The sequence below is a fragment of the Bacillota bacterium genome, assembly GCA_013178305.1.
Lineage (GTDB): Bacteria > Bacillota > Sulfobacillia > JABLXB01 > JABLXB01 > JABLXB01.
Genome location: JABLXB010000006.1, coordinates 38,922 through 65,115 on the forward strand (window position 1 = coordinate 38,922; position 26,194 = coordinate 65,115).

Below are 26,194 nucleotides of genomic sequence, written 5' to 3' on the forward strand. Positions count from 1 at the left end.
GGAGGGGGCCCGTGTGAAGATACTCTACTGGGCCCCCGGCCTGCCTTACACGGCCGCGGAAGACGCCCTCGCGCGCGCAGGTGGTGCGGAAACGCCCCGGGAGTTCTGGGCCAGCAATGGACCGGGTTTATGCGGCAGGATTTACTACGCCGGCGCCGACGCGGATGGGAACGAGGTATATGCGGTTGGACTCGGGGGTGCGGCTTCCATAGGCCGTAAGGCGGTGGAAGGAATCCTGAGCGCCTGCTGTGAGACCCCTGTGATCAGTCTCATCCGGTCGGACGCGCGCTGCGGGGTGCGCGGGCGGGCTACGCCGGTGAGGACGGCACTGGGACACGCTGTATGGCGCTATCTGGGACTCAAGAACCTCGGACTCGCGCTCCTGGCCGCAGGACCTGCGCGTGCCGGAGGCACGAGGTTCCGGTACGCGCCGCAGCGGGACGACCGTCACCCGGTGTCCGGGGCTGAAGATCAGGCGTTCGCCAGCGGCGGCGCAGGCGAGGCGCTGCCCGCCTCCATCCCCAGGCCCAACGGGCCGGGGGACCGGTTCGTCTTCTATCACTGTTATGGTTCCGCGCACTCGTCGGTCGCCACCGCTGCCATACACCTGGGGCTCTTGCCTGCATCCCGTGTCCCGGCGGTCCGTGAGCTGCTGGCGCTTCGCTGGTTCGACCGCGTCCGTCACGACCAGATCGGTACACCGGTGTATCTGGGAGAGGACCAGACGGCCGCGAGGGTGTTCGTGCTGGGGCTGGGCCCTTCGCGGTCCGCCGCGAGGCGGTTTGTGTCGGAAGCGACCTCGCTGTGCGGCCTGGACGGAAGGGTCTCGTTCGTCGACTGCCTTCCGCTCGCCGGGGGCCTGGTGCGCGTGGGTGGGTTCCTGTCGAGGAGGCTGGGTGTTGTCAGGGCCGGCCGGTTCCTGGCGGCGGTGGGGGTGCGCAGGCAGTACTGGAGGTTCGTCTCCCTGGCGTGCCGCACCCGCCTGAGACTCGCGGGGAGAAGCACCGCCGGGCCGGCCACCCCGCGTTATTGACGCCCTTTGCAGGCTATTCCATAATGATAGGGAAATGCTCTGGCACAATACTCCAAAAAGCCCCCGCGGTGTCGTTTCCGCGGTGGAACCGCGCGGAATCGCGGGCGAGATTGGCATCGAAACGGGCGACGCGATAGTCGCCGTGAATGGTCGCGCCCCGCGGGACGTCATCGACTTAAGGTTCCTCGCCGCCGACGGCCGCATCGAGGTCGAGGTGGAGAAGCGGTGCGGGGAGAGGGTCGTTTACGAGATCGAGAAGCACCCCGACGAGCCATTGGGAGTGTCGTTCGAGTCGGACGTTTTCGACGGTGTTAAACGCTGCGCCAATTCGTGCCCATTCTGCTTCATCGACGGGCTGCCCGCTGGAATGCGTGCATCTCTGTATCTGAAGGACGACGACTACCGCCTTTCGTTTCTCCACGGGAACTTCGTCACGTTGACCAACATGCGCGACGACGAATTCGCGAGGATCGTCGAGCAGCGCCTCAGCCCCATATACGTTTCGGTCCACAGCACTGACCCCGGTGTGCGCGAATACCTGCTGGGGGCGCGCTCGGCCCGGGACGTAATGGAACGGCTCGAATACCTGACCTCGAACGGCATAAGAGTCCACGCACAGGTGGTCGTGTGCCCAGGGGTGAATGACGAACAGCACTTGGACAGGACCATCGAGGATCTGTCCGGATTCTGGCCCGGCGTAGCGTCGGTGGGCGTGGTCCCAGTGGGATTGACGAGGTTCCAGAGGCGCGATTGCGGGATCAGGGCGATGTCCGGCGAGGAAATGTCGCGGTTGATCGACTGGGGACTGGCCGCTCACGCCCGTTTCCGGCGGGCCAACGGCGATGGGTTTGTCTTCCTTGCGGACGAATTGTTCCTGGCGACGGGCCGCGAGTTCCCGCCGCTTGACTACTATGGGGGTTTTCCGCAGTACGAGAACGGTATCGGGATAGCCCCGGCGTTCCTCGACGACCTCCGGCGCTTGAGATTGCCGCGTTCCTTCTCGCGCGGCGTTTCGGCCACCGCCGTATGCGGGCGCCTGGCAATTGCGCTGCTCAGGAGCGCCTCCGTGGAACTCAACCGGATACGTGGCGTCGACGTGTCCGTGTTGCCCGTCCTGAACAGGTTCTTTGGCGAGACTGTGAGCGTCTCCGGCCTGTTGACGGGGCGGGATATCGCCGCGGCCGTTGCCGCGTCGGGGGGAGCGGCTGGGCGGCTGATCGTTGTCCCCGCGGTGTCCTTGAGGGATGGGGTGTTCCTCGATGACATGACGCTGAGCGACCTCGAAACGGCGCTGGGCGCCAGGGTCGCGGTCGCGGGGCCGTCTCCGAAGGACCTGCTCGAAAGACTCAAGAGGGAAGACAGGGGATCGCCATGAAGCCGGTCGTCGCCATAATCGGAAGGCCCAACGTTGGAAAATCGGCGCTGTTCAACAGGCTGGTACAGAAGCGGGTGGCCATCGTCGAGGACATCCCCGGGGTCACCAGGGACCGCATTACTTCCGACACCGAGTGGCAGGGCAAATGGTTCACACTCGTGGACACGGGGGGCCTCGTTGCGGATGCCAGGGATCCCATGGGCGCGCAGATACGGCGGCAGGTTGAGCTCGCTCTGGCCGAGGCCGACGTCACGCTCCTCGTGGTTGACGCACGCGACGGCGTGGCCCCGGCCGACCGCGACGCGGCCGAGGTTGTCAGGAGGTCGGGCAGGCCGGCGATCCTGGTAGTGAACAAGGGTGAAGGGGCGGGAGCCGGAGCGGCCGAGGCCGATGCGTATTCGCTGGGACTCGGGGAGCCGGTGGTGGTCTCGGCCATTCACGGGACCGGAACAGGCGATCTCCTGGACCGGATCGCGACCCTACTGCCCCAGTACGAGGCCCCGGGGGAGGACGACTCCCGCGTGAAGGTGGCGATTGTGGGGCGTCCCAACGTCGGAAAGTCATCACTGCTCAATGCCATCCTCGGGGAAGAGAGAGTGATCGTGTCGAGCGAGCCCGGGACCACGAGGGACGCGGTTGACGTCGCGCGCGACATTGGGGACAGGAAGTTCCTGTTCATCGATACCGCCGGCATGCGGCGTCGCTCGAAAGTCGGCGAGTCTCTCGAGAAATACAGCGTTTCCAGGGCGCTCCGCGCCGTCGACAGGGCGGACGTAGCGGTCCTGGTCATTGCGGCGGACCAGGGTGTCACGGATCAGGACAAGAAGATAGCGGGGTACGTCCAGGATAAGGGCAAGGCGCTGGTTCTGTGCTTCAACAAGTTCGACCTCGTATCGATAGACGAGGCTGGCCGCAGGAGCAGGCCCGGCGAACTGGAGGAGCGCCGCGAGGCGCTGGTCGAGCTGGCGCGCTGGCATCTCGGATTCGTGTCGCACGCCCCGGTGGTTTTCACTACCGCCACGGACGGGCAGGGTGTGACCACCCTCATCGATGGGACCTGGGAAGCCGCCGTCCAGCACGCCCGCCGGGTGCCGACACCCGAACTCAACAGGGTGATACACGAGGCTTTTCTGCTCTCGCCGCCGCCTTCCGAGAAAGGCAAGGAGCTGAAGGTCTACTACGCGACACAGGTTGCGGCGAGACCGCCGGTGTTCGTGTTGTTCGTGAATGAGCCGGGAATCGTCAAGGTGCCGTACGTGAGGTATCTCGAAGGGCGCTTGCGTCAGTCCTTCGGCTTCGAAGGCACACCCCTGGTCATCAGGTTCCGCAGGAGAGAGTAGATGCCGTCCGGCCGCCGCGGCGGCCGGACGAAGGTCGGGCATTCCGGAGGGCGATGGCATTGCGGAAAGTTGCGATACTGGGCCTGGGTGCGTGGGGCAGCGCCCTGGCCGTGCCGCTGACCGACGCGGGGAGCAGTGTGTTCATCTGGGGGCGCAGGCCGGATGCTGTCGAGAAGTTCAACTCGGCCCACGAGAACCGCGAGTACCTCCCCGGGGTGAATCTCGAGGGCGTGACGGCCACGGTCGACGTCGCCGTAGCGCTCGACCGCGCGGAAGTGGTGATACTCGCCGTTCCGACGGCCGCGGCTCGAGAGGTATGCCGCGCTGCCGCCGCAACGATCCGCCGGACCGGCGGGCTCAGGCCGGCGCTGGTGTCAACGTGCAAGGGCCTGGAAGAGGGGACTTATCTCAGGATATCGGAGGTCGCCGCCGGGGAAATGGGCGACCTCTGCAGTGGCTACGCCGTGCTTTCGGGCCCCAACTTCGCCATCGAGGTGGGCAGGCGTTTGCCCACTGCGACAGTGGTTGCCTGCGCTGATGCGGCGCTGGCCTGCTACCTGCAAGACGTCCTCATGACCCCCAGTTTCCGCGTATACACCAACCCCGATGTCGTGGGTGTGGAGGTCGCCGGCGCGCTCAAGAACGTCATAGCCCTGGCGGTCGGGATGGCGGAGGGTCTCGGACTGGGATACAACGCCAGGGCGGCGCTGATCACCAGGGGCCTGGCCGAGATAACCCGCCTCGGCACCGCCCTCGGCGCGGACAAGCACACCTTCGCGGGCCTGGCGGGGATGGGTGACCTCGTGCTCACGTGCATGGGCGAATACAGCCGGAACAGGCGCGCGGGGATGGCGCTGGCGGCGGGGCAGAGCCTGGAGGAGTTCGTCAGTTCGTCGCGCTCACTGGTTGAAGGCGCCCAGACCACCAGGTCCGTAGTGATGCTGGCCCGTTCCTCGGGAGTGGAGGCGCCTGTGGCGGAGAAGGTGTATGAGGTCCTCTTCGAGGGGAGGAGGCCCGTGGACGTGGTCGGCGAGATAATGACGCGCGACAAAAAGACCGAATAGACATCACAACGAATCGAGGATCTCCGGAACCACCTCGTACCTGTCGAACGGGGGGGTGATATAGGCCCCCTGCGAGATGGGCTTTATTTCACGCAGTGTGTCCGCGGCGATCTGTACTCCGGCAGCACTGTCGTTGCCTGCGGCCTCCATCTTTGAGCGGATCCATTCAGGGATTACCATCCCCGGTACTTCGTTGTGGAGGAACCGCGCGTGCCTGGCCGACCTCAGTGGGAGGATCCCGGCGATTACGGGAATACGAAGGCCGGAGGCACGTGCGACAAATCGCTCGAGCACTGCAGGGTCGAAAACTGGCTGGGTCAGCACGAACGCCGCGCCGGCCGATACCTTCTCCTCGAGGCGTCCGAGTTCGCGCTCCAGGTCATTGGCGCCGGGGTCCACGGCCGCGCCGACGGCGAACCGGGTTGGCTCCGGCAGTGAATTCCCGGAAACGTCGTGGCCGGCGTTGAGGGCAGCAACGATGTTTATGAGCCCGGTCGAGTTCACGTCGAAAACGGCGGCGGCTCCGGGGTGGTCGCCCCTTGCGGGGGGGTCCCCCGTCAAAGCGAGAACGCTCCTGATTCCGAGCGCCCATGCGCCGATCAGGTCGGACTGCAGGCCCAGGAGGTTCCTGTCCCTGCAGGTCAGGTGAAGGATCGTCTCCATGCCACCTTTCTCCTGGATCAGGTGGGCCAGGGCAATCGGGCTCATCCTCATCCGTGCCATTGGGTTGTCAGCGATGTTCACCGAATCCACACCGCACTGCCTCAGTAGCCTTACCGCGGCGAGGACGCGGGAGAACCCGGCCCCCTTTGGGGGGTCTATCTCCACGGTTATGACGAACCGCTCGCGCATCTTGTCCAGCAGGTTACGGCCGGGAACCAGCCCGGGTTCCTCGGGACGGCCTTTGCCGGGAAACGCATGGGCTGGGGCCTCCAAGGCCGGTCGCGAGCCGGGCGCCGCGATAGCGGCCTGTGCCGGGGTCTGCGGGGCCTTCATCCGGTTCCGGGCGTCGACCAGAGCGCGTGTGTGGTCGGGCGTAGTCCCGCAGCAGCCGCCGATGATCCTCGCCCCGGAGAATACCCATTCGCCCCAAAAAGAGGCGAAATATGCCGGTGAGGAAGAGCAGACCACGCGACCGTCGACGCCCCTTGATACCCCGGCGTTGGGCTGGACAGACAACGGAAACGCGCCGCCGGTGGCTCCCGCCAGTTCACGGAGGGGCGTCACGGCGTCGTAGGGGCCGGACCCGCAATTGAGCCCGAGGGCGTCAGGACGCAAAGGAGTGAGCCGGGCGGCTGCCGTGAGCGGGCTGACGCCCGCCGCTGTGTACCCGTCCCCGAGAAAACTCATCTGGCACACGACAGGCAGGTCGCACACCGCTTTGACGGCGCGCAGGGCTGCGCAGGCTTCCGCGAGGTCTGAGAGAGTCTCCAGGATGATCAGGTCCACGCCGCTTTCGGCGAGCGCGGATACCTGCTCCTCAAAGACGGATTGGACGTCGGCGTCCCGCGCGATACCCAGGGGCTCGAGGCCCGGTCCCAGGGGCCCGACGGCACCTGCCACATACACACCACGGGACGCCGCGCGGCGGGCCAGTGCCGCCCCGGCCTGATTTATCTCCCGAACCCTGTGGGCATACCCAAACGCGGCAAGTTTCACCGCGTTGGCGCCATATGTGTTGGTCTCGATTATGTCGGCCCCGGCCCGCACGTATTCCTCGTGTATGGAGAACACCAGGCCCGGCTCGTTCACGTTCAGGATGTCGAGGCACCTGCCGTACGGCACACCCTTCTCGTAAATCTGAGTCCCCACTGCGCCATCACAGACGAGCACCTTCGATCGCAACGAATCAAGAAATGGTGACGCCACGGTCGTCCACCTTCCGGATACACACCCATCGCGCAGAGGCGGCGGTTGTGGTAATTGCAGGTATTCTAGCACGACCAGGTCACGATGGGAAGCACCAGTTCTTCCGGGCACTAGCTTTTTTGGAAAGTTCTATTAGGGCTTGGAATATGAATGTGTCGTACGAGAGCAAGGGGGGATAGGTGGATGGAGAAGTTCGATGTCCTGAAGGATATAGCCGAACGAACCGGCGGAGACATATACGTGGGAGTCGTTGGGCCAGTTCGAGTGGGGAAATCCACCTTTATCAGGAAATTCGTCGAGCTTCTGGTGCTCCCTAACATAGCCGACCCGAACGAAAGGGAGCGGGCCAGGGACGCGCTGCCGCAGGCCGCGGCGGGGCGGACGATCATGACGGTCGAGCCCAAGTTCGTTCCCGACGAAGGTGTGGAGATCTCCTTCAGGGACAACATTACCTTCAGGGTGAGGCTGGTCGACTGCACAGGCTACGTGGTCCCCGGAGCGCTCGGCTACGAGGAGGCCGAAGCCCAGCGGATGGTGCTGACGCCATGGGTTGAGCACGAGATACCGTTTCAGGAAGCCGCGGAGATCGGCACAAAGAAGGTCATCTCGGAACACTCAACCATAGGCCTCGTCATCACGACGGACGGCAGCATCACGGACATCCCCCGCGACGCCTACGTCTCCGCTGAGGAGAGGGTCGTCGCCGAGCTGAAGGATCTTGGCAAGCCGTTCATAGTGGTCCTCAACACGGTAAACCCGTACACCAAGGAGACGTCGCAGCTCGCCGGAGAACTCGAGGAGAAGTATGACGTCTCGGTCATTCCGGTGGATTGCGCGAGCATGACCACGGACGACGTCGTTCTGGTCCTGGAGCAGGTGCTGTACGAGTTCCCCGTCAAGGAGGTCAACATCGCCCTGCCCAGGTGGGTTGACGAACTCGAGCCCAGGCACTGGCTCAAGTTGAAGTTCGAGGACGCAGTCAGGGACGCGGTGGCGAACGTCCGGAGGCTCAAGGACGTGGACCGCGCCGTCAACAGGCTGTCGATGAGCGAACTCGTGCAGGAGGTCGCCCTCAAGCGCATGGACATGGGGACCGGGGTGGCCGACGTCGAGATAGCCGCTCGCGAGCAGTTGTTCTTCGACATACTCGGTGAGATGGCTGACGAAAAAATAGGAGACAAAGCCGACCTGGTCAAGATCATGAGGGTTCTGACGACCGCGAGGCGCGAGTACGACAAGGTGGCGAGCGGCCTGAAGGAGGTGCGCGAAACCGGGTACGGCATGGTCCAGCCGCGCATCTCGGAGATGGTGTTCGAGGAGCCCGAGCTGATACGTCAGGGGAACAGGTTCGGCGTCAGGCTGAAGGCGCGGGCGCCGTCCATACACATGATTCGCGCCGACATATCCACCGAGGTCACGCCGCTTATCGGGACGGAGAGGCAGTGCGAAGAACTCGTCAAGTACCTCCTCGACCAGTTCGAGGATGACCCAAAGAAGATCTGGGAATCGAATATGTTCGGGAAATCACTTCACGAGTTGATGAGGGAGGGTATCCAGAACAAGCTCTACGGGATGCCTGGGAACGCCCAGGAAAAGCTTCAGGAGACGCTGACACGGATCGTTAACGAGGGCAGCGCCGGCCTGATCTGCATAATCCTGTAGGAACCCGCCGGTGGCTACGCCAACGAGCCGGCCCAGCCCGGCCGTTTTTTCTTTCTGCAGGATGTGGGCTGACCAGCGCAGAATACGCCGGGGGGCAATCCCACCGGAAGGATGGTGTAGTTGTACGGCTTCGGCATACTCGCAGCAGCGTCGTACCTGGTAGGTTCGCTGCCCGGGGAGTCGATCTCGGCCAAAATAAAGGAGTGGATCAGGCGGAGGGGGTTCGATCCCTCAGTTATCAGGCTTAACGGCTCTCGCTGGGCGAGGATCGTCTCGCCCGTCCTCGGCGAGATCCCCACGATCACGGTGAACACCGTGAAAGGGCTGTCTGTGGTGTTTGCCGCCAGGGTGTTCGTCGGCTCGCAGATCGGGATGATGATCGCGGGCCTGTTCGCCGTCATGGGGCACGCGTGGCCGTTCCTGGGCTACTCCCCGCGGCAGAAGGGCATATCGGTCGCCACAGGGGCGATGGCCCCGATCGCGCCTGCCTCGCTCCTCATCATGCTTGCGGTGTGGGTCGCGGCATTCCGCCTGACCCGGTTCACGTCCGTCAGCACCGTGCTCAGCTTCGGCCTCCTTCCATTGATCCTCTACCTCGTTCGCCACCACGACGTGTTCGTGATATATGGCGTTCTCATGTCCGCCATGGTGCTGATCCAGATGGCCGGCGGCCTGGCCAGGATCTCGGAGGGCAAGGCCCCTCCTGTCGACGAAGGCGGCTCGATCCTCGGGGAAGAGGACGAGGCGGACGAGGATGAGCCCGTGCGCAAGAAGAAGACCGGGCTCCGCGTGGCCGCCGCCATCGTCAGCCTCCTCGTGGCGGTCTTCTGGTTCGGCAACAAGTACGTCTACCGGGGTTTCGGGCTTCAGATAGGGGTCGTGCGCGGCGGAAGCCCCGACCTCAAGGTTATCGCGCTCACGTTCGACGACGGCCCTGACCCGGTATGGACCCCAAAGGTGCTCGACATCCTCAAGGAGAACGACGTCCGTGCGACGTTCTTCCTGGTCGGACGGCACGTGGAGAAGTACCCCGCGATCGCCAGGCGCATTGTCGATGAGGGCCACTCGGTGGGCAACCACAGCTACTCTCATCTCAACATGCCGCTCCTCTCGGGCAAGAAGGCAGAGGACGAGATCGACAGGTGTGAAGAGGCGATCGAGAATGTGTGCGGCGTGCGTACGGTGCTCTTTCGGCCCCCGCGAGGTCTTGCACAGGCAGCGGTTCGCCATCTGTTAATCCAGAAGCGGTACACGATCGTGTTATGGAAGCTCAGTTCGCGCGACTGGGCCGAGCCCTCTTACAGGGAAATAGTCTCGACGTGCGCCGGCGCGCGCGGTGGCGACATCATCCTTTTCCACGACAGCGGCAGCCTGCTGAGCGCCCAGGGCGGCAGCAGGGCGGCCACCGTGAGGGCGCTGCCCTTGATCATCAAAGATCTGAGGAGCAAGGGCTTCCGGTTCGTCACCGTGGACCAGCTGATAGTCCTGTCCGACCTTAGCGGCAACCCGCCCGCCGCGCAGGAGTAGGCAAGTACGGCCGAGCAATACCGCGGAACCGCGAGTGAAACCCCGATCATTCCCCGCAAGTAGATGAAACGCGGCCAGTTATTGTGAAAGTCATCACTTATCTACTTGACACCTGTAAAGTCCGGCTCGATAATAGTAAATGGCAAGAGATGTGCGATCCAAACCCGGGCCTGTCGGAGGGACTGCCGTGATAGGTGAACGCCTGAAGAAGCTCAGGATGAACTGTCATATGTCGGTCAGGAACCTGGCTGCCAGCGTGGGGGTCACCCCAAGCTTCATTTACCAGATCGAGCAGGGCAAGGTATCGCCCTCGTTCTCGACTCTGAAAGGTATAGCCGGCGCGCTCAATACGAGCGTCGCATTGCTCGCCGGGGACGACCTGCCCGAGGAATGGGAGGTCGTCAGGAAGGATCGCAGGCGGCACATTGTCACCGGGGATCCCGGTGTCAGGGTGGAGCTCCTGAACTTCCTCGGCCCGCGGAACAAGAAGATGCAGCCGGTTGCCCTGCGGCTCGAACCCGGCGCGACCCAGCAGGGATTCATATACAGCCACGACAGGGAAGACCTCGTCTACGTGCAGGAAGGCACCATCGAGGTCTCGTTCGGCCGAAAGGCATACACGCTGAACGAGGGGGACGTGGCCTATTTCATGTTCGAGCACCCCGCGGTTGTCCGTAACCCGGGTGACCGTACCGCGGTGGCGCTCTGGATCGTCTGCCCGCCCGGCGCGTGAACCGCCGGTGACGGGTTGTCGGTGGAAGGGGGTTTCTTCTGGTGACGGCGGCTGAGGCTCAGAGGAAGTTTTCAAAGCTCAACGAGATCGTGTCCAAGCACGGACGGAAGGCGACGAACCTGGTTGCCATACTCCAGGACGTGCAGGCGGAGTACCGGTACCTCCCGGAGGAAGTGCTGGCGTACGTCGCTACTGCGCTGAGGATCCCGCCATCGGTCGTGTTCGGCGTGGCGACCTTCTACTCGCAGTTCTCGCTGAGTCCCAAGGGGAAGTACGTGATAAAGGTATGTGACGGCACCGCCTGCCACGTCCGGGGTTCGGACCACGTCTGCTACGCAATCAAGCAGGCGGCCGGCCTCAAGGACGATGAGATCACGACGCAGGACCTGAAGCTCACGGTGGAGCCGGTCGCGTGCCTGGGGGCGTGCGGTCTGGCGCCCGCGGTCATGGTCAACGACGTCGAGGTTCACGGCCAGATGACGCCCGAAGAGGGCAAGAAGCTGGTGGAGAGCCTGCTCAAGCGAGAGGACGGTCCGCAGGAGCAGTCGACGGAGGGGCCTTCGTCTCAACCTGTCACGTTCAAGATATCGCGCAAGGGAGACCTGGTCGCGTCGGCGGAGAAGGCCGAATCCGCGATGAGGTCCGAGAAGGCAAGGATCCTTGTATGCGCCGAGACGGCGTGCGTCGCCAACGGCTCGCTCAAGGTGTACGAGGAGATCAGGAGGATCGTGGCCTCCAGGGGGCTGCTGGCCGACGTGTCGCTGGTCACCGAGGGACCCCGCGCCGCCGGGAAGGTGGGCGTCGTCAAGGCCGGCTGCCACGGGTACTGCCAGATAGGGCCGCTCGTGAAGATAGAGCCCGGCTCGGTCATGTACATCAAGGTCAAGCCGGAGGACGCCGAGGACATAGTCGGAAAGACCATTGAGAAGAACGAGATCGTCGAGAGGCTACTATACAAGGACCCCGCGACTGGGAAGGTCGCGCGGAGCGAGAGCGAGATCCCGTTCTACAGTGGTCAGAAGAAGATAGTCCTGCGGACTTGCGGGCTCATCGATTCCGAGGACATCGAGGAGTACATCGCGATCGGGGGATACCAGGGACTCGCAAAGGCACTCACCGAAATGATGCCGGAGCGGGTCATCGAGGAAGTGACCGCGTCCGGCCTCAGGGGTCGCGGCGGCGGTGGATTCCCCACAGGCAAGAAGTGGCAGTTCGCCAGGCAATCGAAGGGCGACAAGAAGTACGTCGTGTGTAACGCGGATGAGGGCGACCCGGGCGCGTTCATGGACAGGAGCGTGCTCGAGGGTGACCCGCACCGCGTGCTCGAGGGCATGATGATCGCGGGATACGCGGTCGGAGCGGACGAGGGATACATCTACTGTCGCGCGGAGTACCCGCTCGCTGTGAAGAGATTCCGCAAGGCGATCGCCGACGCCGAAGGCTCTGGCCTCCTGGGCGACAACATCCTCGGGACGGGGTTCTCGTTCAGGGTGACGCTGAAGGAGGGCGCCGGGGCGTTCGTGTGTGGCGAGGAAACGGCGCTCCTGCAGTCAATCGAGGGTAAAAGGGGCATGCCGAGGCCGAGGCCGCCGTTCCCTGCGGTGTCAGGCCTGTGGGGCAAGCCCACCCTGATCAACAACGTTGAGACCTATGCAAATGTCCCGTACATCATCGCGAACGGGGCGAAGGCTTACAACAAGTATGGCACGGCGAAGAGCGCAGGCACCAAGACGTTCTCGCTCGCGGGCCAGGTCGCCCGCACGGGGCTCATCGAAGTCCCGATGGGCATGACCCTGCGCGAGGTCGTGTTCGGCATTGGCGGCGGGATGAGGCGCGAGAGGCCCTTCAAGGCGGTCCAGATCGGCGGACCGTCGGGCGGATGCCTCACAAAGGACCACCTGGACCTGCCGCTCGAGTACGAGGCGCTGACGTCCGTAGGCGCCATGGTCGGTTCCGGCGGCCTCGTCGTGGTCGACGACGGCACCTGCATGGTCGAGATGGCGAAGTTCTTCATGGGCTTCGTGCAGAGCGAGTCGTGCGGCAAGTGTGTTCCCTGTCGCGAGGGGACCAAGCGCATGCTCGACCTCCTCAAGAAGATCACCGAGGGCAAGGCGACCGAGCAGGACGTCGACCTGCTGTACGAGACTGCGATGAACGTGAAGAACAGCGCCCTGTGCGGCCTCGGTAAGACGGCGCCGAACCCCGTGCTCACCACCATGAAGTACTTCAGGGACGAGTACATGGCGCACGTCCGGGAGAGGCGGTGCCCCGCCGGCGTGTGCAAGGCGCTGGTGAAGTACGGGATAGAGGCGTCCAGGTGCAAGGGATGCGGTGTGTGCGCGAAGGCGTGCCCCGCGGGCGCGATATCCGGCGAGATCAAGAAGCCTTACGTGATCGATCAGGACGCGTGCACCAAGTGCGGCACGTGCGTGGAGAAGTGCAAGTTCGGCGCCATCGGGGTGTCGTAACGGCGGGGAGGAGATCAGGATGGCAGATAGCGCAACCGCGGCCGCGGCTGTGACCGCGACTCAGGGCCGCGTGAACCTGAACGGCCGGCTGGTACCCATCAGGGGCGAGAGAAATGTGCTCGAGCTGGCCAGGAACAATGGAATTGAGATCCCGTCGTTCTGCTACCACTCGGAGCTCAGCGTTTACGGGGCGTGCAGGATGTGTCTCGTGGAGGTAGACGGAATGGGCCTCCAGGCGTCGTGCTCCATCGAGCCGCGCGAGGGCATGGTCATCAGGACGAACACGGAGCAGGCGCAGAAGATACGCAAGATGATCCTGGAGCTCATCCTGGCGGAACACGACAGGGAGTGCACGACCTGCGGTAAGAACTGGCAGTGCAAGCTGCAGCGGCTGGCCGACCAGGTGGGCGTCTCGACGATAAGGTACGGCGGGAAGCCGGCGGATGGCAGCCCCGCGGCCAGGGCTCAGTTCGCGATGGACACGAGCAGCCCGTCCATCGTCAGGGACCCGAAGAAGTGCATCCTGTGCGGTGACTGCGTGAGGATGTGCCGCGAGGTCCAGGGCGTCGGCGTGCTCGAGTTCGCGCACCGCGGCCCGAAGACTGCCGTCGTACCGGCGTTCGGGAAGAATCTGGCGGACGTCGAGTGCATCAACTGTGGCCAGTGCGTGGCCGTGTGCCCCACGGGCGCGCTCACGGCGAAGCCCGAGATAGACAGGGTGTGGGGCGCCATACACGACCCGTCGAAGACGGTGGTCGTGCAGATAGCCCCCGCTGTCCGAGTGGCGCTCGGCGAGGAGTTCGGCCTGCCGGCGGGCGAGGCGGCCACCGGCAAGATAGCCAGCGCGCTCAGGATGATAGGCGTGGACAAGGTGTTCGACACAGTGTTCACCGCCGACATGACGGCACTTGAGGAGACGCTCGAGTTCCTCGAGAGGAAGAGCGGCGGCGGCAGACTCCCGATATTCACGTCGTGCTGCCCGGGCTGGGTGAAGTACTGCGAGCAGTTCCACCCCGAACTCCTGGACAACCTGTCGACGTGCAGGTCGCCGCAGCAGATGTTCGGTGCGCTGGTGAAGAAGTTCTACGCGAAGAAGCTCGGCAAGAGCCCGAAGGAGGTGTTCGTGGTCTCTATCATGCCCTGCACCGCCAAGAAGTTCGAGGCGCAGCGGCCAGAATTCACTACGGAGGATTCGCGCGATGTCGACGCCGTGCTGACAACGGTGGAGGCGGCGGCAATGTTCAAGCAGGCCGGTATACTGTTTGACGCGATCGAACCTTCGGCGCTCGACGCCCCGTTCGGCATGGTGAGCGGCGCAGGCGTGATTTTCGGCGCGAGCGGCGGCGTGATGGAGGCTGTTGTGAGGACGGCGTACGCCCTCACGACCGGCGGGGATCTCGGTGACATCGAGTACGAGCCGGTTCGCGGGCTGGACGGCATCAAGAAGGCCGGGGTCCAGCTAGGCTCCCAGAAGATCCGGATGGCCGTGGTGTCAGGCCTCTCGAATGCTGAGCGGCTGATCGAGGCGATCGAGGACGGTAGCGAATCGTACGACGCCGTGGAGGTCATGGCCTGCCCCGGCGGGTGCGTCGGCGGCGGGGGACAACCGGTGTCGAGCGGCGCGCAGCCGCTGGCGGTAGCGGGCGGGCGTAAGGCGCAGAGGATCTCCGGTTTGTACTCGATAGACCGCGAACTCCAGATAAAGAATCCAAAGGAGAACCCCTTCCTGGACAAGGTATACGCCGAGTGGCTCGGGAAGCCCGGCGGGGAGGTGGCGCATCACGCGCTGCACACCCACTACGTACACCGCAAGAGGATCAAGGAAGAGCGCATCGCGGGAATACTGCGGTCGACCGAGCCGGATGCGGTGGACGTCTCGGTGTGTGTCGGGACAGGCTGCTTCCTGAAGGGGTCCTACGACGTGCTCGACAGGTTCCTCGGCGCGGCGAAGAAGAACGGCGTGGAGAAGAAGGTCAACCTCCAGGCGACGTTCTGCCTGGAGCGCTGTGGTGAGGGTGTTAGCGTGAAAGTGAACGACGAAATCATTACAGGTGTCAACAAAGCGAACGCCGAATCCGTGTTCGCCGATAATGTGCTGTCGCGGTTGAAGTGACACAGGGCTGAGGCTGGGCAGGGACGCAGGGCGAGTGCGCCTGCCCAGCCCGGCGCCTACCCGGGGGATGTGATACGGGTTGGTGACAATCGAGATCTGCATGGGTAGCTCGTGTTTCCTCAGGGGCTCGGGAGAGATCGTGGAGATCTTGAAGAAGCTCCTCGCTTCGCGCGGCCTGGAGCACAGGGTCGTGCTCAAGGGGAGCTTCTGCATGGAACGCTGCACCAACGGCGTTACGTTGAAGATCGGGGACAAGGTATTCACGCAGGTACACAAGGAAGATGTCGAGGGGTTGTTCCAGGGCGAGGTCCTGCCTGCCCTGGAACTCGGCTCGTGAAGCCGGGGGGTGATCCTGTGCCCGTAATCAGCACCATTGAAGCGCGGTGCAAGGACTGCTACAGGTGTCTCAGGTCCTGCCCCGTGAAGGCGATACGGTTCGTGGGGGGCTCGTCCAAGTCCGAGCTCAGGGCCAAGGTCATGGGCGAGCGATGTGTGCTGTGCGGGACGTGCCTCCTCGTCTGCCCCCAGAAAGCGAAGAAGGTCCGCCCCGACGTCGACAAGGTCAAGGATCTGATCCGCAACGGCCGCGAGGTCATCGCGAGCCTGGCGCCGTCGTTCGCCGGCGCGTTCGTGAGCGAACGCCACGGGCGCGTGGTGTCAGCCCTGAGGAAGCTCGGCTTCAGCAGGGTGGAGGAGACCGCGTACGCGGCGGGTCCCGTGGCGGAGGAGCACGCTTGTACTGCGGGGGATGTCCCCCCGCCGTCGATAACCAGCTCCTGCCCTGTCATAGTCAACCTCATCGAGATGTATTACCCCGGAGTGATGCCGCACCTTGCGCCGGTGGTTTCGCCTATGGTCGGCCACGCGCGCTACCTGAAAGCGGCGCACCCCGGTTCCGCTGTCGTCTTCGTGGGACCCTGCGTCGCAAAGAAGGAAGAGGCCGAGCCCAGTGGCGAGGTCGACGCAGCCCTCACTTTCGCCGAACTCGCCGACTGGCTGCGGCAGGAGCACGTCGACGTATCGTCGCTCGATGAATCGTCGTTCGACGGCCCTGCGCCGGACGTATCACGGCTGTTCCCGCTGGACGGCGGGCTCTTGAAAACGGCTGCCCTGCCCACCGACATGCTGTCGGAGGAATACCGCGTAGTAACCGGGCTCGACAACTGCATGCAGTTCCTGCAGGAGGTCAGGTCCGGCGGCGACTCCGTGAAGCGGATGAAGATGGTCGAGATGCTTGCCTGCGCGGGCGGGTGCATCTCAGGCCCTGGACTCGTTACATGCGAAGGCGTGGAGCCGGACTCGAACTCGAGACGCCGCGCGGTACTGCAGTATTACCACGCCCGCTCGGGCGCCGGAGCCGTGGCCGGTGAAAACAGCGAAAGCGATGTTCGGCCCGAGATCGACCTCCGGCGGGGCTACTCCGACCGGAGACCCGATACGCTGGCCCCGGACGAAGTCACGATCCGCGGCATCCTCGCCCAGACAGGGAAGATGGGCCCGGACGACGAGCTGAATTGCGGCGCGTGCGGGTACGGTTCCTGCCGCGAGAAAGCGGTCGCGGTGTTCCACGGCTTCGCGGACATCCAGATGTGCATGCCGTACATGCGCGAGCGCGCCGAATCCATGTCCAATGTTATCATATCGACCACCCCGAACGGGATCATCGTCGTCAACCCGAGGCTTGACGTTGTCGAGGTCAACCGTGCGGCTGAGGCGATGTTCGGTTGCAGCGCTCAAAAGGTTGTCGGCAAACCCCTGTCGACTATCATCGACCCGTCCAACTTTGAGAAGGCGCTCGAGACAAAGAGGCTGCTCAGGGTGAGAGTAGGGTACCCTGAGTACTCGCTGAACACCGACCAGTCGATCTTCTACGTGGACAAGGAAAACGTGGTCATCGGCATATTCGTGGACAGGACCGAAGAGGCAAAGCGGCGCAGCGAGGAACAGAAGACGCGGCAGTCTGTCGTGAGCCGAGCGCAGGAGGTCATCGACAAGCAGATGAAGGTCGCCCAGGAGATCGCGGGCCTGCTTGGCGAGACCACCGCCGAGACTAAGGTCCTGCTCACCAGGTTGATTGAATTGATGCAGAAGGAATGAGCAAGATGCCAGCGCGGCCGGAAGGGCTGTTCATCGAGATCGGGAAGTCCCAACTGAATAAGGCTGGCGAGGAGCTCTGCGGGGACTCGATCGACATCAGCCACACCGCCGACTCGACCATCGTCATCGTGTCGGACGGCCTCGGGAGCGGCGTCAAAGCCAACATCCTGTCCTCTCTGACGACGAGGATAGCCTCGACGATGCTCAAGAGCGGTTGCAAGATCGACGAGGTCATCGGGACGCTGGCATCGACGCTTCCGGTCTGTAAGGTGAGGCACCTCGCATACAGCACGTTCAGCATCTTGCAGATATTCAAGGATGGAAGGGCATACCTGGCCGAATACGACAATCCCGCCGTGTTTGCCGGTGGCAAGAACGGCTCCCCGCCGCTGTCGTTCAATGAGAGGAAAGTCGGGGAGAGGAGCATCAGGGAAACGTATTTCACGGTGGACGACGGCGACTGGCTGTGCCTTGTGAGTGACGGCGTGCTGCACGCCGGCATCGGCGGGATCTGGAATCTGGGCTGGGGCTGGGACAGGGTAGGCGCCTACGTGCAGCAGCTCGCCACCAAGGACCTTCCCGCGGAGGAGTTCGCCGCGGAAATCACCGCACTGTGCAAGAAGCTCTACGGCGGCAAGCCCGGTGACGACGCTTCCGCCGTGGTGGTCAGAATCCGCGCGCCACGAACGGTGACCGTGCTTGTCGGGCCACCGAGGGAGCCGGCCGACGACCCGAAGGTGGTAGCGAAGCTCGCGCGGGCGCCGGGGAAGAAGGTCGTCTGCGGCGGCACCACGGGGAACATGGTCGCACGCGTCCTCGGAAAGAAGATCGAGGTGGACCTGGGCTGCGCCGATGGCGAAGTCCCGCCGATCGGCGTCATCGAGGGCATCGACCTGGTCACCGAGGGGATGCTTACCCTCGTCAGGGTACTCAACAATCTGAAGGAAGGCGTGCCCCTGTCGAGGATGTTCTTCAACACTGACGGCGCCAGCATCTTGACGGTGACTCTTCTCCAATCGGACAGGGTTCATTTCATAGTCGGGAGGGCGATAAACCCCGCGCACCAGAGTCCCGGGGTTCCGCCGCTCCTGGCGCTGAAGCCGCAGATCATCGACGATATCGTGAGGCATCTCAGGCGGCTCGGCAAGCGGGTGACAGTGGAGTACCATTAGAGGCCCGCCGGCGAGCCGAGCCCTGGCTCATTCGTGGACAGGTTTCGGGTAACCTCAACTCCAGGTACCCTTTGAACGCAGGAGACTACCCCCTCCTGCATTTTCTTTTTGGAGGACGTCCGGCGCCGGCCAGGGCGTCCCGGCGGATCGTACGGTGGGGCCGCGGAGGGGGCGGCCCAAGGCAAAACCGCAGGTGCGCTGCTGTATTACTGGGTTTCCGTGGTTTTGACAATGGGTGCCGGCCGTGCTATCATAGTCGTGCGTGTTGCGCAATATGGAGCGTCGGGCTGTAGCGCAGTTTGGCTAGCGCGCCTGAATGGGGTTCAGGAGGTCCCGAGTTCAAGTCTCGGCAGCCCGACCATGAAGAATTTGAGCCGCAGCCATTGCGGCTCTTTTGTTTGATACACGCTCGTTGGTAAATATACTGTTGGCCCCTTTGCCTGCCCAAGATCGCAGAGGTCCAGAAAGGATAACATTTTCCCCGGAGGGGCTAGTTGCATCGTCGCAGAGGACAGCCACCTCAGCGCAGTAAAGGATTCTCCAGTTCCAGAACGAGGTTGTCTTTCGGTTCCGGGAGCCGCGCGGGATGGAGCGTGGGACGAAGACGGATCAGTGGACAGTAGTGCCAGCGCGCCACCAAGACAAATCCGCGCCCGGATGAGGATCCCTAGAAGGAATTCCTCGGGGGGTAACGAACTATTTCACAAACCCAATTAAGTCCTGCGCATGGACTGATGACCGCGGGTCATCTGGAGATGCGAAACGGCAATTCACCTGTCAGTCCGGATCCGTCGGTCCGGCGCTACGCAGGCGAAAACCCCGCAAACAGCAGGACCTCTTCAGTGAGGTGATGCGTAGCGGGGTTTTGTTGCAGTGATGGCCGGCTTTGGGAATATCGGGGGGATGGATGAATGGGTTTTGGGGCGTCGGGTCCAACGGAGTCGCGGACCATTTTCGTCACTGGATACGCCCGGATTCCCGAGGGGATCACAGCAAACCAGCTGTACAAGGTTCTGGGCATCGGGGTGGAGATAGACCCAAGGACGGAAGTCATAATCGATGCCGACTGCACCCTCGCGACAACGGTTGGCAAGAGCTTCTTCAAGAAGCTGGTCGTGGGCTACGACCTGGGCGTCGGGATCGAGCCGCTCGTGCAGAGGTTCGAGCGGAGATATCACGGCTCAGCGCAAAAAGCCATCATAGCGGCCTTGCGGGTAATCGAACAGCGGTACATAGCGTACAAGACGGGTTGCCCTGTCGAGGAAGAGGAATGAGATAAGCTGGTAATCTGGTAAGCCGGCGTACAAGGGCATAACGTTGATTGGGGAACCTGCTCGCTTCGGCGGGACAGCGACCTGTGATCACGATGTCAGCCTCAAGGGCGGATGCGCCCCCACGGCGACAAACCTGATCTCACCTTGAATGGTGCGGGTCAGGTTTTTGTTTGATAACAACTTCAGGGAGGCATGAGCATGACGTCTGACCTGAGCGACAGGATCAAGTGCCGAAGACTCCTGGGTAAGGTTGTGACGGCGCAGGAAGCCGCGGATCTCGTCCGGGACGGCATGACCATCGGCGCCAGCGGGTTCACTCCAGCCGGTTACCCCAAGGCTGTGCCGCTGGCTCTGGCGGAGAGAGTGAAGCGCACGGGCGAGAAACTCAAGGTCAACCTTCTGACGGGGGCTTCGGTTGGTCCCGAGCTCGACGGCTCACTGGTCACCGCGGGGGTCGTGCGGAAGCGGATGCCGTACCAGACCACCAACGCGATGAGGGATGCCATCAACAAGGGTGACGTGCTGTATCTCGACGAGCACCTCAGCCACGTCGCCCAGCGGTGCAGGTACGGGTTCTACGGCCCGCTCGACATGGCCATCATCGAGGCAGTCAAGATCACCGAGGACGGGCACATCATTCCGTCCACGTCGGTCGGCAACTCGCCCACCTTTGTGAAGCAGGCGAAGCAGGTGATCGTGGAAATCAACACCAGCCAGCCGTTGGATCTGGCCGGCATGCACGACATATATATACCGGATGATCCGCCCGCAAGGAAGCCCATCCCCATCACATCTCCGGAGCAGCGGATAGGCACCGAGTACATCCCCTGCGGCCCCGACAAGATAGCCGCTATCGTGGTCACGGACATAAAGGACAACGTGAGGCCCCTGGCTCCCATCGACGACGTGGCGAGGGCGATCGCGGGGCACCTCGTGGAATTCTTCGAGCACGAAGTGGAAATAGGCAGGCTGCCGCCGAGGCTTCTTCCTCTCCAGTCCGGCGTGGGTAGTGTCGCGAACGCGGTCCTTGCGGGCCTCCTGGACTCCAAGTTCACCGGCATGACATTCTATTCAGAAGTCATCCAGGACTCCGCGCTGGATCTCCTGGACGCAGGGAAGTTCACGATCGCGTCCGGCACCTCGCTCACACCCTCGCCCGAAAGGCTCCCACTCATGTACTCAAAGATGAACCAGTACAGGAAGCAGATCATCCTGAGGCCACAGGAGATCTCGAACAACCCCGAGGTCGTGCGCCGGCTCGGCAGCATCGCGATGAACACCGCGATCGAGTGCGATATCTACGGGAATGTCAACTCCACCAGCATCCTCGGGACCAGGATGATGAACGGTATCGGCGGGTCCGGCGATTTCTCCAGGAACGCCTACCTGACGATCTTCTCGACCGAGTCGGTCGCCAAGAACGGGGCGATTTCGTCGATTGTCCCGATGTGCTCGCACGTCGACCACACGGAGCACGAGGTGCACGTGGTAGTGACGGAGCAGGGGCTCGCGGACCTGAGGGGCCTGTCGCCGAAGGAGAAGGCCAGGGTCATCATCGACAACTGCGCGCACCCCGAGTACAGGGCACTTCTGAGGGAGTACCTGGACGCCGCGGTGAAGGCGGGCGGCCACACGCCGCACATCCTGAAGGAAGCGCTGTCGTGGCACGTCAAGTTCATTGAGTCCGGAGATATGCGGAAGCGCTGAGGCGCTTTCGCTTCATCTCAAATTAAATCAGGGGAGGGGTCTCAGTGTCGCCAGCCATCCTTACATTACTGATCTTGTTGGGTGCGGTGTTATGCTTCCTGTTTGAGGTGTTCCCGCTCGCCATCACATCGCTTCTGGTGGTGGTAGCCCTTTCGGTGAGCAAGGTCCTCACCCCAAAAGAGGCCCTGGCGGGGTTCTCGAACGACACGACAATCTTGATCTGGTTCATGGCCCCCGTCGGTGAGGCGCTGTTCAAGACAGGGTTCGGCAACTGGATAGGTCAGAAGGCTCTGGCATGGGCCGGCAAGAGCCAGATCAAGCTCATCGCGGCGATCATGACGGCCGCCGCAGTACTATCCGCTTTCAGTAGCAACACTGGGACCACGCTCGTCATGGCGCCCCTCGTAGTGGCCATGGCGGCGGTCGTCGAGGTTAGCCCGAGTGTCCTGCTCCTGCCCCTGGCGTACGCCGCGTCGTTCGGCGGCATGCTCACCCTGATCGGTACGCCGCCGAACATGATCGCAAATGGCGCCCTCAAGGACGCCACCAAGGGCGCCATGCAATTCGGGTTCTTCGATTTCGGCAAGGTGGCCCTGCCCGTTACGATTCTCGGTATCCTGTACATGATGCATATCGGCCGCAAGCAAGTTCCGGCGAGGCTCCCCGTCGCCAAGGCCGCGGACATAAAACAACAGGCTTACAAAACCGACAAAATGTGGACGTCCGTCGCCATTCTCGTCATCGTCGTCGTGGCCATGTTCTTTGAGCAGCAGATTTCGCAGTTCGGGCTCAACCTGGCGGTCATCGCGGTAGCGGGCGCGATCCTGACCGTGGTCACCAGGTGCCTCACTATCAAGGAGTTCCACGGCAGCGTGGAGTGGACGGCCGTCATCCTGTTCGCTGGAATGCTCCCGCTCGGCACCGCCATGCAGAAGACCGGCGCCGCGAAGATGGTGGCGGAGTGGTTCATCAAGTTGCTGCCATCGCCCAGCCCTATGCTGCTGACCGCCATGGTCATCCTGGGCGCGGGCGTCCTGGCGCAGTTCATGTCGCACACCGCGGCGACCAGCATCCTGGCCCCGGTGTGCGTGGCGCTCGCCGGGCAGCTGAAGGTAAGCCCGGCGCCCCTCCTGATGGCGCTGTGCCAGGCGACCTCGATAGCCATGGCCACCCCGATCGGGACGCCGCCGAACGTCATCGTGTACGAGAAGGGCGGCTACAAGTTTTCCGACTTCACGGTAACCGGACTGCCGATATTCATCTTCAGCTGGATCATCCTTACGATCCTGGTGCCGGTGGTCATCCCATTCTAGGCCACACCCCGCCTGGAAAACTGAGAGGGGCCGTGAATCTCGCGGCCCCTCAATAATCCCCCCGGGCGGCCGGGCGATCCCTACGGCTGCGTGGGTGCCTGGATCCTGAGGGTGTTCACGGTGACCGAACTCTGATCGCTGGTGGCGGTCTCGCGGTCGCCTTCCGCAAACACCGCGACATATTTGCCGGATTGCCCCGGCGTGAACTGGTACGAGTATTTTCCGTCCGAACCGGTGGTCACCGTGGCCTTGAGCGTTCGCTGCTGGATCACTGCAGTGCCCGTCACGGCTGCCTCCGTGACCTCGTATATCTTCACGGGTTTGCCGGCCACCGGGCTGGATACGGCTATCACGTCCGAGACCTGTATGCGGCTGGTAAGTTCCCCGGTCAATGTGACTGACTGTCCGGCCAGGATGGCCACCGTCCCTGGCTCCAGCGCGATGTTATACTGGACCTGCGGCTGGGTGACTGCAATCACGGCCTGGTTGCTCGCCGCAAGTTCCTGGGTGCCCTCCGAGTAGACGGCGACGAAGGTCCCATTCTGGGCCGGTGTGAACTCGTACGAATACTCGCCGCCGCTGCCCGTGGTTACGGTGGCCTTCAGTGCCCGCTGCGTCGAGCGTGCGGCCGCGCTAGATGTGACCTCGTATATCTTGATCTGCTTCCCGGGGAGCGGCGTACCCGTACTGACTGCGATGACGGTGGCCGGGCGCGACGTCAGGGCGCCACTCAGCGTGACAACCTGCCCCGCTGTCACTGAGGCCTGCGCCGGCCGCAGCGTAAGGTCGTAAACAAGCGCGGCCCTGGTCAGGGTGATTGTCGACGTGTCGCTCCTCGCCAGTTCCTGGTCGTCCTCAGAGAACAGGGCTACGTAGGTGGCGGTCTCTGCGGGGGCGAAGGAAAATTTGTAGACGCCGTCACCCGCGGTGGTCACGGTCCCCTTGAGGGTCTTGACCTCGTCGCCGCCGGTTGTGGCGCCCTGCTCGACCTTGAATATCCTGACGGTCTTGCCCGCGACCGGGGTCTCCGGCGCCGCCGTTGCGGCTGTCTGGGCCGTGGTCGTCAGTTTGCCGCTCAGGGTTACGGTCTGGCCGTACGTCACCGTGGCGGCGTCCGGCTCGAGGGTCAGGTTATACTGAGCAAGCGGGATGATGGGCATCTGCAGCAGCCGGAGGTGCGTGAAATCGAGCCAGTTGGGGTCGAGCACCCGCTTGCCCGGCCCAACGTCCAGGTACCTGATACCCGGCGACGGCATGTAAGCCACCCTTTTCAGCCTGTCGCGGGCTTCGGCCACCTGGCGTTTTTCGGCATCGCTCTTTGCCTTCCCGGCGCCGGGAATCTGCACGGACGCCGGCAGCGACTGGGTTACTGTGTAGTCCTTCATCTGGGTGTGGAGGTGCACCGGCTCTCTCGTGGGGATGAACGGTATCGGCCTGAGTGTCGGGTCGCCAAGGAATACCTGGCTGTAATACCGTTTCGGAGAGCCGGGGTCCGGCGGATTCTTCGCCCAGTTCGATGGCCAGGCGTCGTAGCTCATGTACGCGCGCTGGTTCAGCATGTACGACTGGCCCAGGTTCATGCCGGAGGCCAGCATCTTGTAGAAGACGCCGGTGTCGTGCGGGCCGACCGTGGTGTTGCCCAGCACGGCGAGCGCGCCCGATTTGAACAGGTATTCCGTCCCAAGGTTGTTCGCCCTGGTGTAGTCCGATGTGTCGCATCCCTGGAGGTAGTAGAAGAGGGCCTTCCAGTTCACCGCCGCGTGGAAAATCGACCCTTCGGGGGACCACGCCCAGTCCTTCTTCGAGTCGTCCCAGTAATGCTGCCCGAACTCGTGTACGTTCGGGCCGGAATGCATCAGTGATTCCACCCAGAGGAACCGGCCGTTCTTGAGCCGCGCCTCGTAATCGGACGACCAGGTGATGTTCTTGCCGTTGACGTAGCGGTTCACCGGGGCGGACGACGCTGCAGTGCCGCTGTCCGCCACGATCGGGCCGGGCCATACCTCGGCTATCGAGTTGACCAGCGAGGGGGCCATATCCTTCCAGTCGTTATCGTAATACAGCATCCTGTCGCGGCAGGCCACGTCCTCGCCCTTCTGCCCCTGGGGGATCTGTGGGTAGTGGCCGTGTCTATAGGCGTGATTCTGCGTGAAGTACTCGTTTATCATCTGGGCCTCTTTCGCAGGGTCGGGCTTGCCCGTACCAGGATCCAGGCACAAGGGGCCGGGCATGATCCGCCCTATCCACAGCTCGGGCTTCGCCCCACCCTTGCCGTGGTCCGGGAGGGTCTTCCACTTCGGCGAATTGAAGTCGTCTACCGTGCATTCCGAATCGATCGGGATTATGTTTGGGTCGACAGTGGATATGAACGGATTGCCCTCGTCGTCGACATAGTCCCAGTTCCCGTTCATGTCGGTGAGATACAGGTCGCAGGCGAAAGTTCCCTCGTACGGCTGTCCCTTGTCGTTCTTGCCTATTCGCTGGTGGACCCAGGGGATTGGGAGATCGCCGACGAGTACGACGCCCGACCCGTACTTGAAGTCGTCGAGTGACAGATTGTTAACCAGCACCGCCCCGGCCAGCCCCGCCCACCACTGCCTGATGAACTGCTTGAGGTCGCGGTGGTCGCCCCAGGCTGTCATGTAGACGTCAGATGCGTACCCTTCGGCCGCGAGATCGGCTGTGTACGTTGCTATAGATGACTTGACGGCGTTGTACACATTATGGTCGACGAGGACGAGCACGGTTCCGAGCCTGGTTGGCCTCGAGGCATTCCTCGACTCCGGCTTCCGCTGCGCCCAGAACGTGCCGTGTACGCCCGTGAGGTCCGCCGTCACTGCCTGTACGCCGGCCTTGGCCTTGACCAGCACCTTCCGCTCGGTTCCATCCCAATCGACGGCCGCTCCGAGCGCCTCGCTTACGAAACGCACCGGCACCATCGTCCTGTCGTTCACGATCTTCGGCGCGACGTCGAGGGGTACTTGCTCATCCTGGCTGGTAGTGGGGCCGTTCTCCTGAGCGAACCCGTCAACCCATGGCAGCAGCTCGGTAACGATCGAGGCCTGCGGGTTGCCGACCTGAAGGCTGATCGTCCTCCTGCCCTTCCTGGCGGTGATGCGCCTTTCCGCCCCGTTCCACTCGATAGTGGCGCCGAGCGCTTCGAAGATGGCGCGGAGCGGAACGAGCGTCCGCCCCTGGTCGATGATCGGGGCCACGTCCAGCGAGAGCGGGTTATCGTCGACGAGTACCCGGATCTCATTCGGCGGCTCGGGTTGTGGGTTGATCGCCGAAGACGGGGCCGAAATAAGGCAGGCGAGCATCGCCGCCAGTAACGATACACATACAATCCTTCGCCCGGGTCCCATCCTGAAAGACCTCCTTCAATCGGGCCGGCCAGGTTTGAGCTGCCAGCCGGATGCGTACGGACCTGCGCCTCCAAATCCAGAT

Annotated in this window: 16 protein-coding genes, 1 tRNA gene and 1 pseudogene; 16 read left to right on the plus strand and 2 right to left on the minus strand. The window is 63.2% G+C overall.

Annotated elements, in window-relative coordinates:
* Nucleotides 1–13: 13 nt before the first annotated feature.
* From HPY55_12080 to HPY55_12095, 4 genes are all read left to right on the plus strand, one after another.
* Nucleotides 14–1,033 (plus strand): DUF3189 family protein, encoded by a 1,020-nt coding sequence (locus tag HPY55_12080; GenBank protein ID NPV71363.1) that lies wholly within the window; start codon nucleotides 14–16, stop codon nucleotides 1,031–1,033.
* Between the two features lie 82 nt (nucleotides 1,034–1,115).
* Nucleotides 1,116–2,408, plus strand: coding sequence for a DUF512 domain-containing protein (locus HPY55_12085; protein NPV71364.1), 1,293 nt, complete (start codon nucleotides 1,116–1,118; stop codon nucleotides 2,406–2,408).
* Nucleotides 2,405–3,748 (plus strand): ribosome biogenesis GTPase Der, encoded by a 1,344-nt coding sequence (gene der, locus HPY55_12090; protein NPV71365.1) that lies wholly within the window; start codon nucleotides 2,405–2,407, stop codon nucleotides 3,746–3,748. The genes HPY55_12085 and der overlap by 4 nt, the downstream gene beginning before the upstream one ends.
* Nucleotides 3,749–3,801: 53 nt before the next feature.
* On the plus strand, nucleotides 3,802–4,812 hold the full coding sequence (locus HPY55_12095; protein ID NPV71366.1) for an NAD(P)-dependent glycerol-3-phosphate dehydrogenase: 1,011 nt from the start codon (nucleotides 3,802–3,804) through the stop codon (nucleotides 4,810–4,812).
* Between the two features lie 3 nt (nucleotides 4,813–4,815).
* Here the strand turns inward: HPY55_12095 and HPY55_12100 are convergent, their stop codons facing one another.
* Nucleotides 4,816–6,681: a bifunctional homocysteine S-methyltransferase/methylenetetrahydrofolate reductase gene (locus HPY55_12100; protein ID NPV71367.1), complete on the minus strand. Its 1,866-nt coding sequence runs from the start codon at nucleotides 6,679–6,681 to the stop codon at nucleotides 4,816–4,818.
* A 183-nt stretch (nucleotides 6,682–6,864) separates the two neighbouring features.
* On the opposite strand from HPY55_12100, the gene spoIVA reads away from it, so the two are divergent.
* The 12 genes from spoIVA to HPY55_12160 all read left to right on the plus strand — a co-directional run bounded on the left by spoIVA (nucleotide 6,865) and on the right by HPY55_12160 (nucleotide 22,747).
* Nucleotides 6,865–8,343: a stage IV sporulation protein A gene (gene spoIVA, locus HPY55_12105; protein ID NPV71368.1), complete on the plus strand. Its 1,479-nt coding sequence runs from the start codon at nucleotides 6,865–6,867 to the stop codon at nucleotides 8,341–8,343.
* A 120-nt stretch (nucleotides 8,344–8,463) separates the two neighbouring features.
* Nucleotides 8,464–9,870 carry a polysaccharide deacetylase family protein gene (locus HPY55_12110; protein ID NPV71369.1) on the plus strand — a complete coding sequence of 469 codons (1,407 nt, stop codon included), beginning with the start codon at nucleotides 8,464–8,466 and terminating at the stop codon, nucleotides 9,868–9,870.
* Nucleotides 9,871–10,060: 190 nt separating this feature from the next.
* Nucleotides 10,061–10,603, plus strand: coding sequence for a helix-turn-helix transcriptional regulator (locus tag HPY55_12115; protein ID NPV71370.1), 543 nt, complete (start codon nucleotides 10,061–10,063; stop codon nucleotides 10,601–10,603).
* Nucleotides 10,604–10,644: 41 nt separating this feature from the next.
* Nucleotides 10,645–13,071 carry a 4Fe-4S binding protein gene (locus HPY55_12120; GenBank protein ID NPV71371.1) on the plus strand — a complete coding sequence of 809 codons (2,427 nt, stop codon included), beginning with the start codon at nucleotides 10,645–10,647 and terminating at the stop codon, nucleotides 13,069–13,071.
* Nucleotides 13,072–13,090: 19 nt separating this feature from the next.
* Nucleotides 13,091–15,184, plus strand: a complete 2,094-nt coding sequence (locus HPY55_12125) for a 4Fe-4S dicluster domain-containing protein (GenBank protein NPV71372.1) — start codon at nucleotides 13,091–13,093, stop codon at nucleotides 15,182–15,184.
* A 79-nt stretch (nucleotides 15,185–15,263) separates the two neighbouring features.
* Nucleotides 15,264–15,521 (plus strand): (2Fe-2S) ferredoxin domain-containing protein, encoded by a 258-nt coding sequence (locus HPY55_12130; protein NPV71373.1) that lies wholly within the window; start codon nucleotides 15,264–15,266, stop codon nucleotides 15,519–15,521.
* Nucleotides 15,522–15,538: 17 nt separating this feature from the next.
* Nucleotides 15,539–17,281 (plus strand): PAS domain-containing protein, encoded by a 1,743-nt coding sequence (locus HPY55_12135; GenBank protein NPV71374.1) that lies wholly within the window; start codon nucleotides 15,539–15,541, stop codon nucleotides 17,279–17,281.
* 5 nt (nucleotides 17,282–17,286) lie between these two features.
* Nucleotides 17,287–18,453, plus strand: a complete 1,167-nt coding sequence (locus HPY55_12140; GenBank protein NPV71375.1) for a SpoIIE family protein phosphatase — start codon at nucleotides 17,287–17,289, stop codon at nucleotides 18,451–18,453.
* 283 nt (nucleotides 18,454–18,736) lie between these two features.
* A tRNA-Pro gene (locus tag HPY55_12145) sits at nucleotides 18,737–18,814 on the plus strand.
* Between the two features lie 550 nt (nucleotides 18,815–19,364).
* Nucleotides 19,365–19,727: a DUF3870 domain-containing protein gene (locus tag HPY55_12150; GenBank protein NPV71376.1), complete on the plus strand. Its 363-nt coding sequence runs from the start codon at nucleotides 19,365–19,367 to the stop codon at nucleotides 19,725–19,727.
* A 198-nt stretch (nucleotides 19,728–19,925) separates the two neighbouring features.
* Nucleotides 19,926–21,434 carry an acetyl-CoA hydrolase/transferase family protein gene (locus tag HPY55_12155; protein NPV71377.1) on the plus strand — a complete coding sequence of 503 codons (1,509 nt, stop codon included), beginning with the start codon at nucleotides 19,926–19,928 and terminating at the stop codon, nucleotides 21,432–21,434.
* A 44-nt stretch (nucleotides 21,435–21,478) separates the two neighbouring features.
* Complete coding sequence (locus HPY55_12160) at nucleotides 21,479–22,747, plus strand: SLC13/DASS family transporter (protein NPV71378.1); 1,269 nt, start codon at nucleotides 21,479–21,481, stop codon at nucleotides 22,745–22,747.
* 2,858 nt (nucleotides 22,748–25,605) lie between these two features.
* Here the strand turns inward: HPY55_12160 and HPY55_12165 are convergent.
* Nucleotides 25,606–26,067 (minus strand): annotated as a pseudogene (locus HPY55_12165) (copper amine oxidase N-terminal domain-containing protein).
* Between the last annotated feature and the right edge of the window lie 127 nt (nucleotides 26,068–26,194).

Excerpts from the sequence above, each read along its gene's own strand:
- der (NPV71365.1), top strand. The coding sequence starts at position 2,405 with ATGAAGCCGGTCGTCGCCATAATCGGAAGGCCCAACGTTGGAAAATCG.
- HPY55_12125 (NPV71372.1), top strand. The coding sequence starts at position 13,091 with ATGGCAGATAGCGCAACCGCGGCCGCGGCTGTGACCGCGACTCAGGGC.
- spoIVA (NPV71368.1), top strand. The coding sequence starts at position 6,865 with ATGGAGAAGTTCGATGTCCTGAAGGATATAGCCGAACGAACCGGCGGA.
- HPY55_12150 (NPV71376.1), top strand. The coding sequence starts at position 19,365 with ATGGGTTTTGGGGCGTCGGGTCCAACGGAGTCGCGGACCATTTTCGTC.
- HPY55_12140 (NPV71375.1), top strand. The coding sequence starts at position 17,287 with ATGCCAGCGCGGCCGGAAGGGCTGTTCATCGAGATCGGGAAGTCCCAA.
- HPY55_12095 (NPV71366.1), top strand. The coding sequence starts at position 3,802 with ATGGCATTGCGGAAAGTTGCGATACTGGGCCTGGGTGCGTGGGGCAGC.
- HPY55_12155 (NPV71377.1), top strand. The coding sequence starts at position 19,926 with ATGACGTCTGACCTGAGCGACAGGATCAAGTGCCGAAGACTCCTGGGT.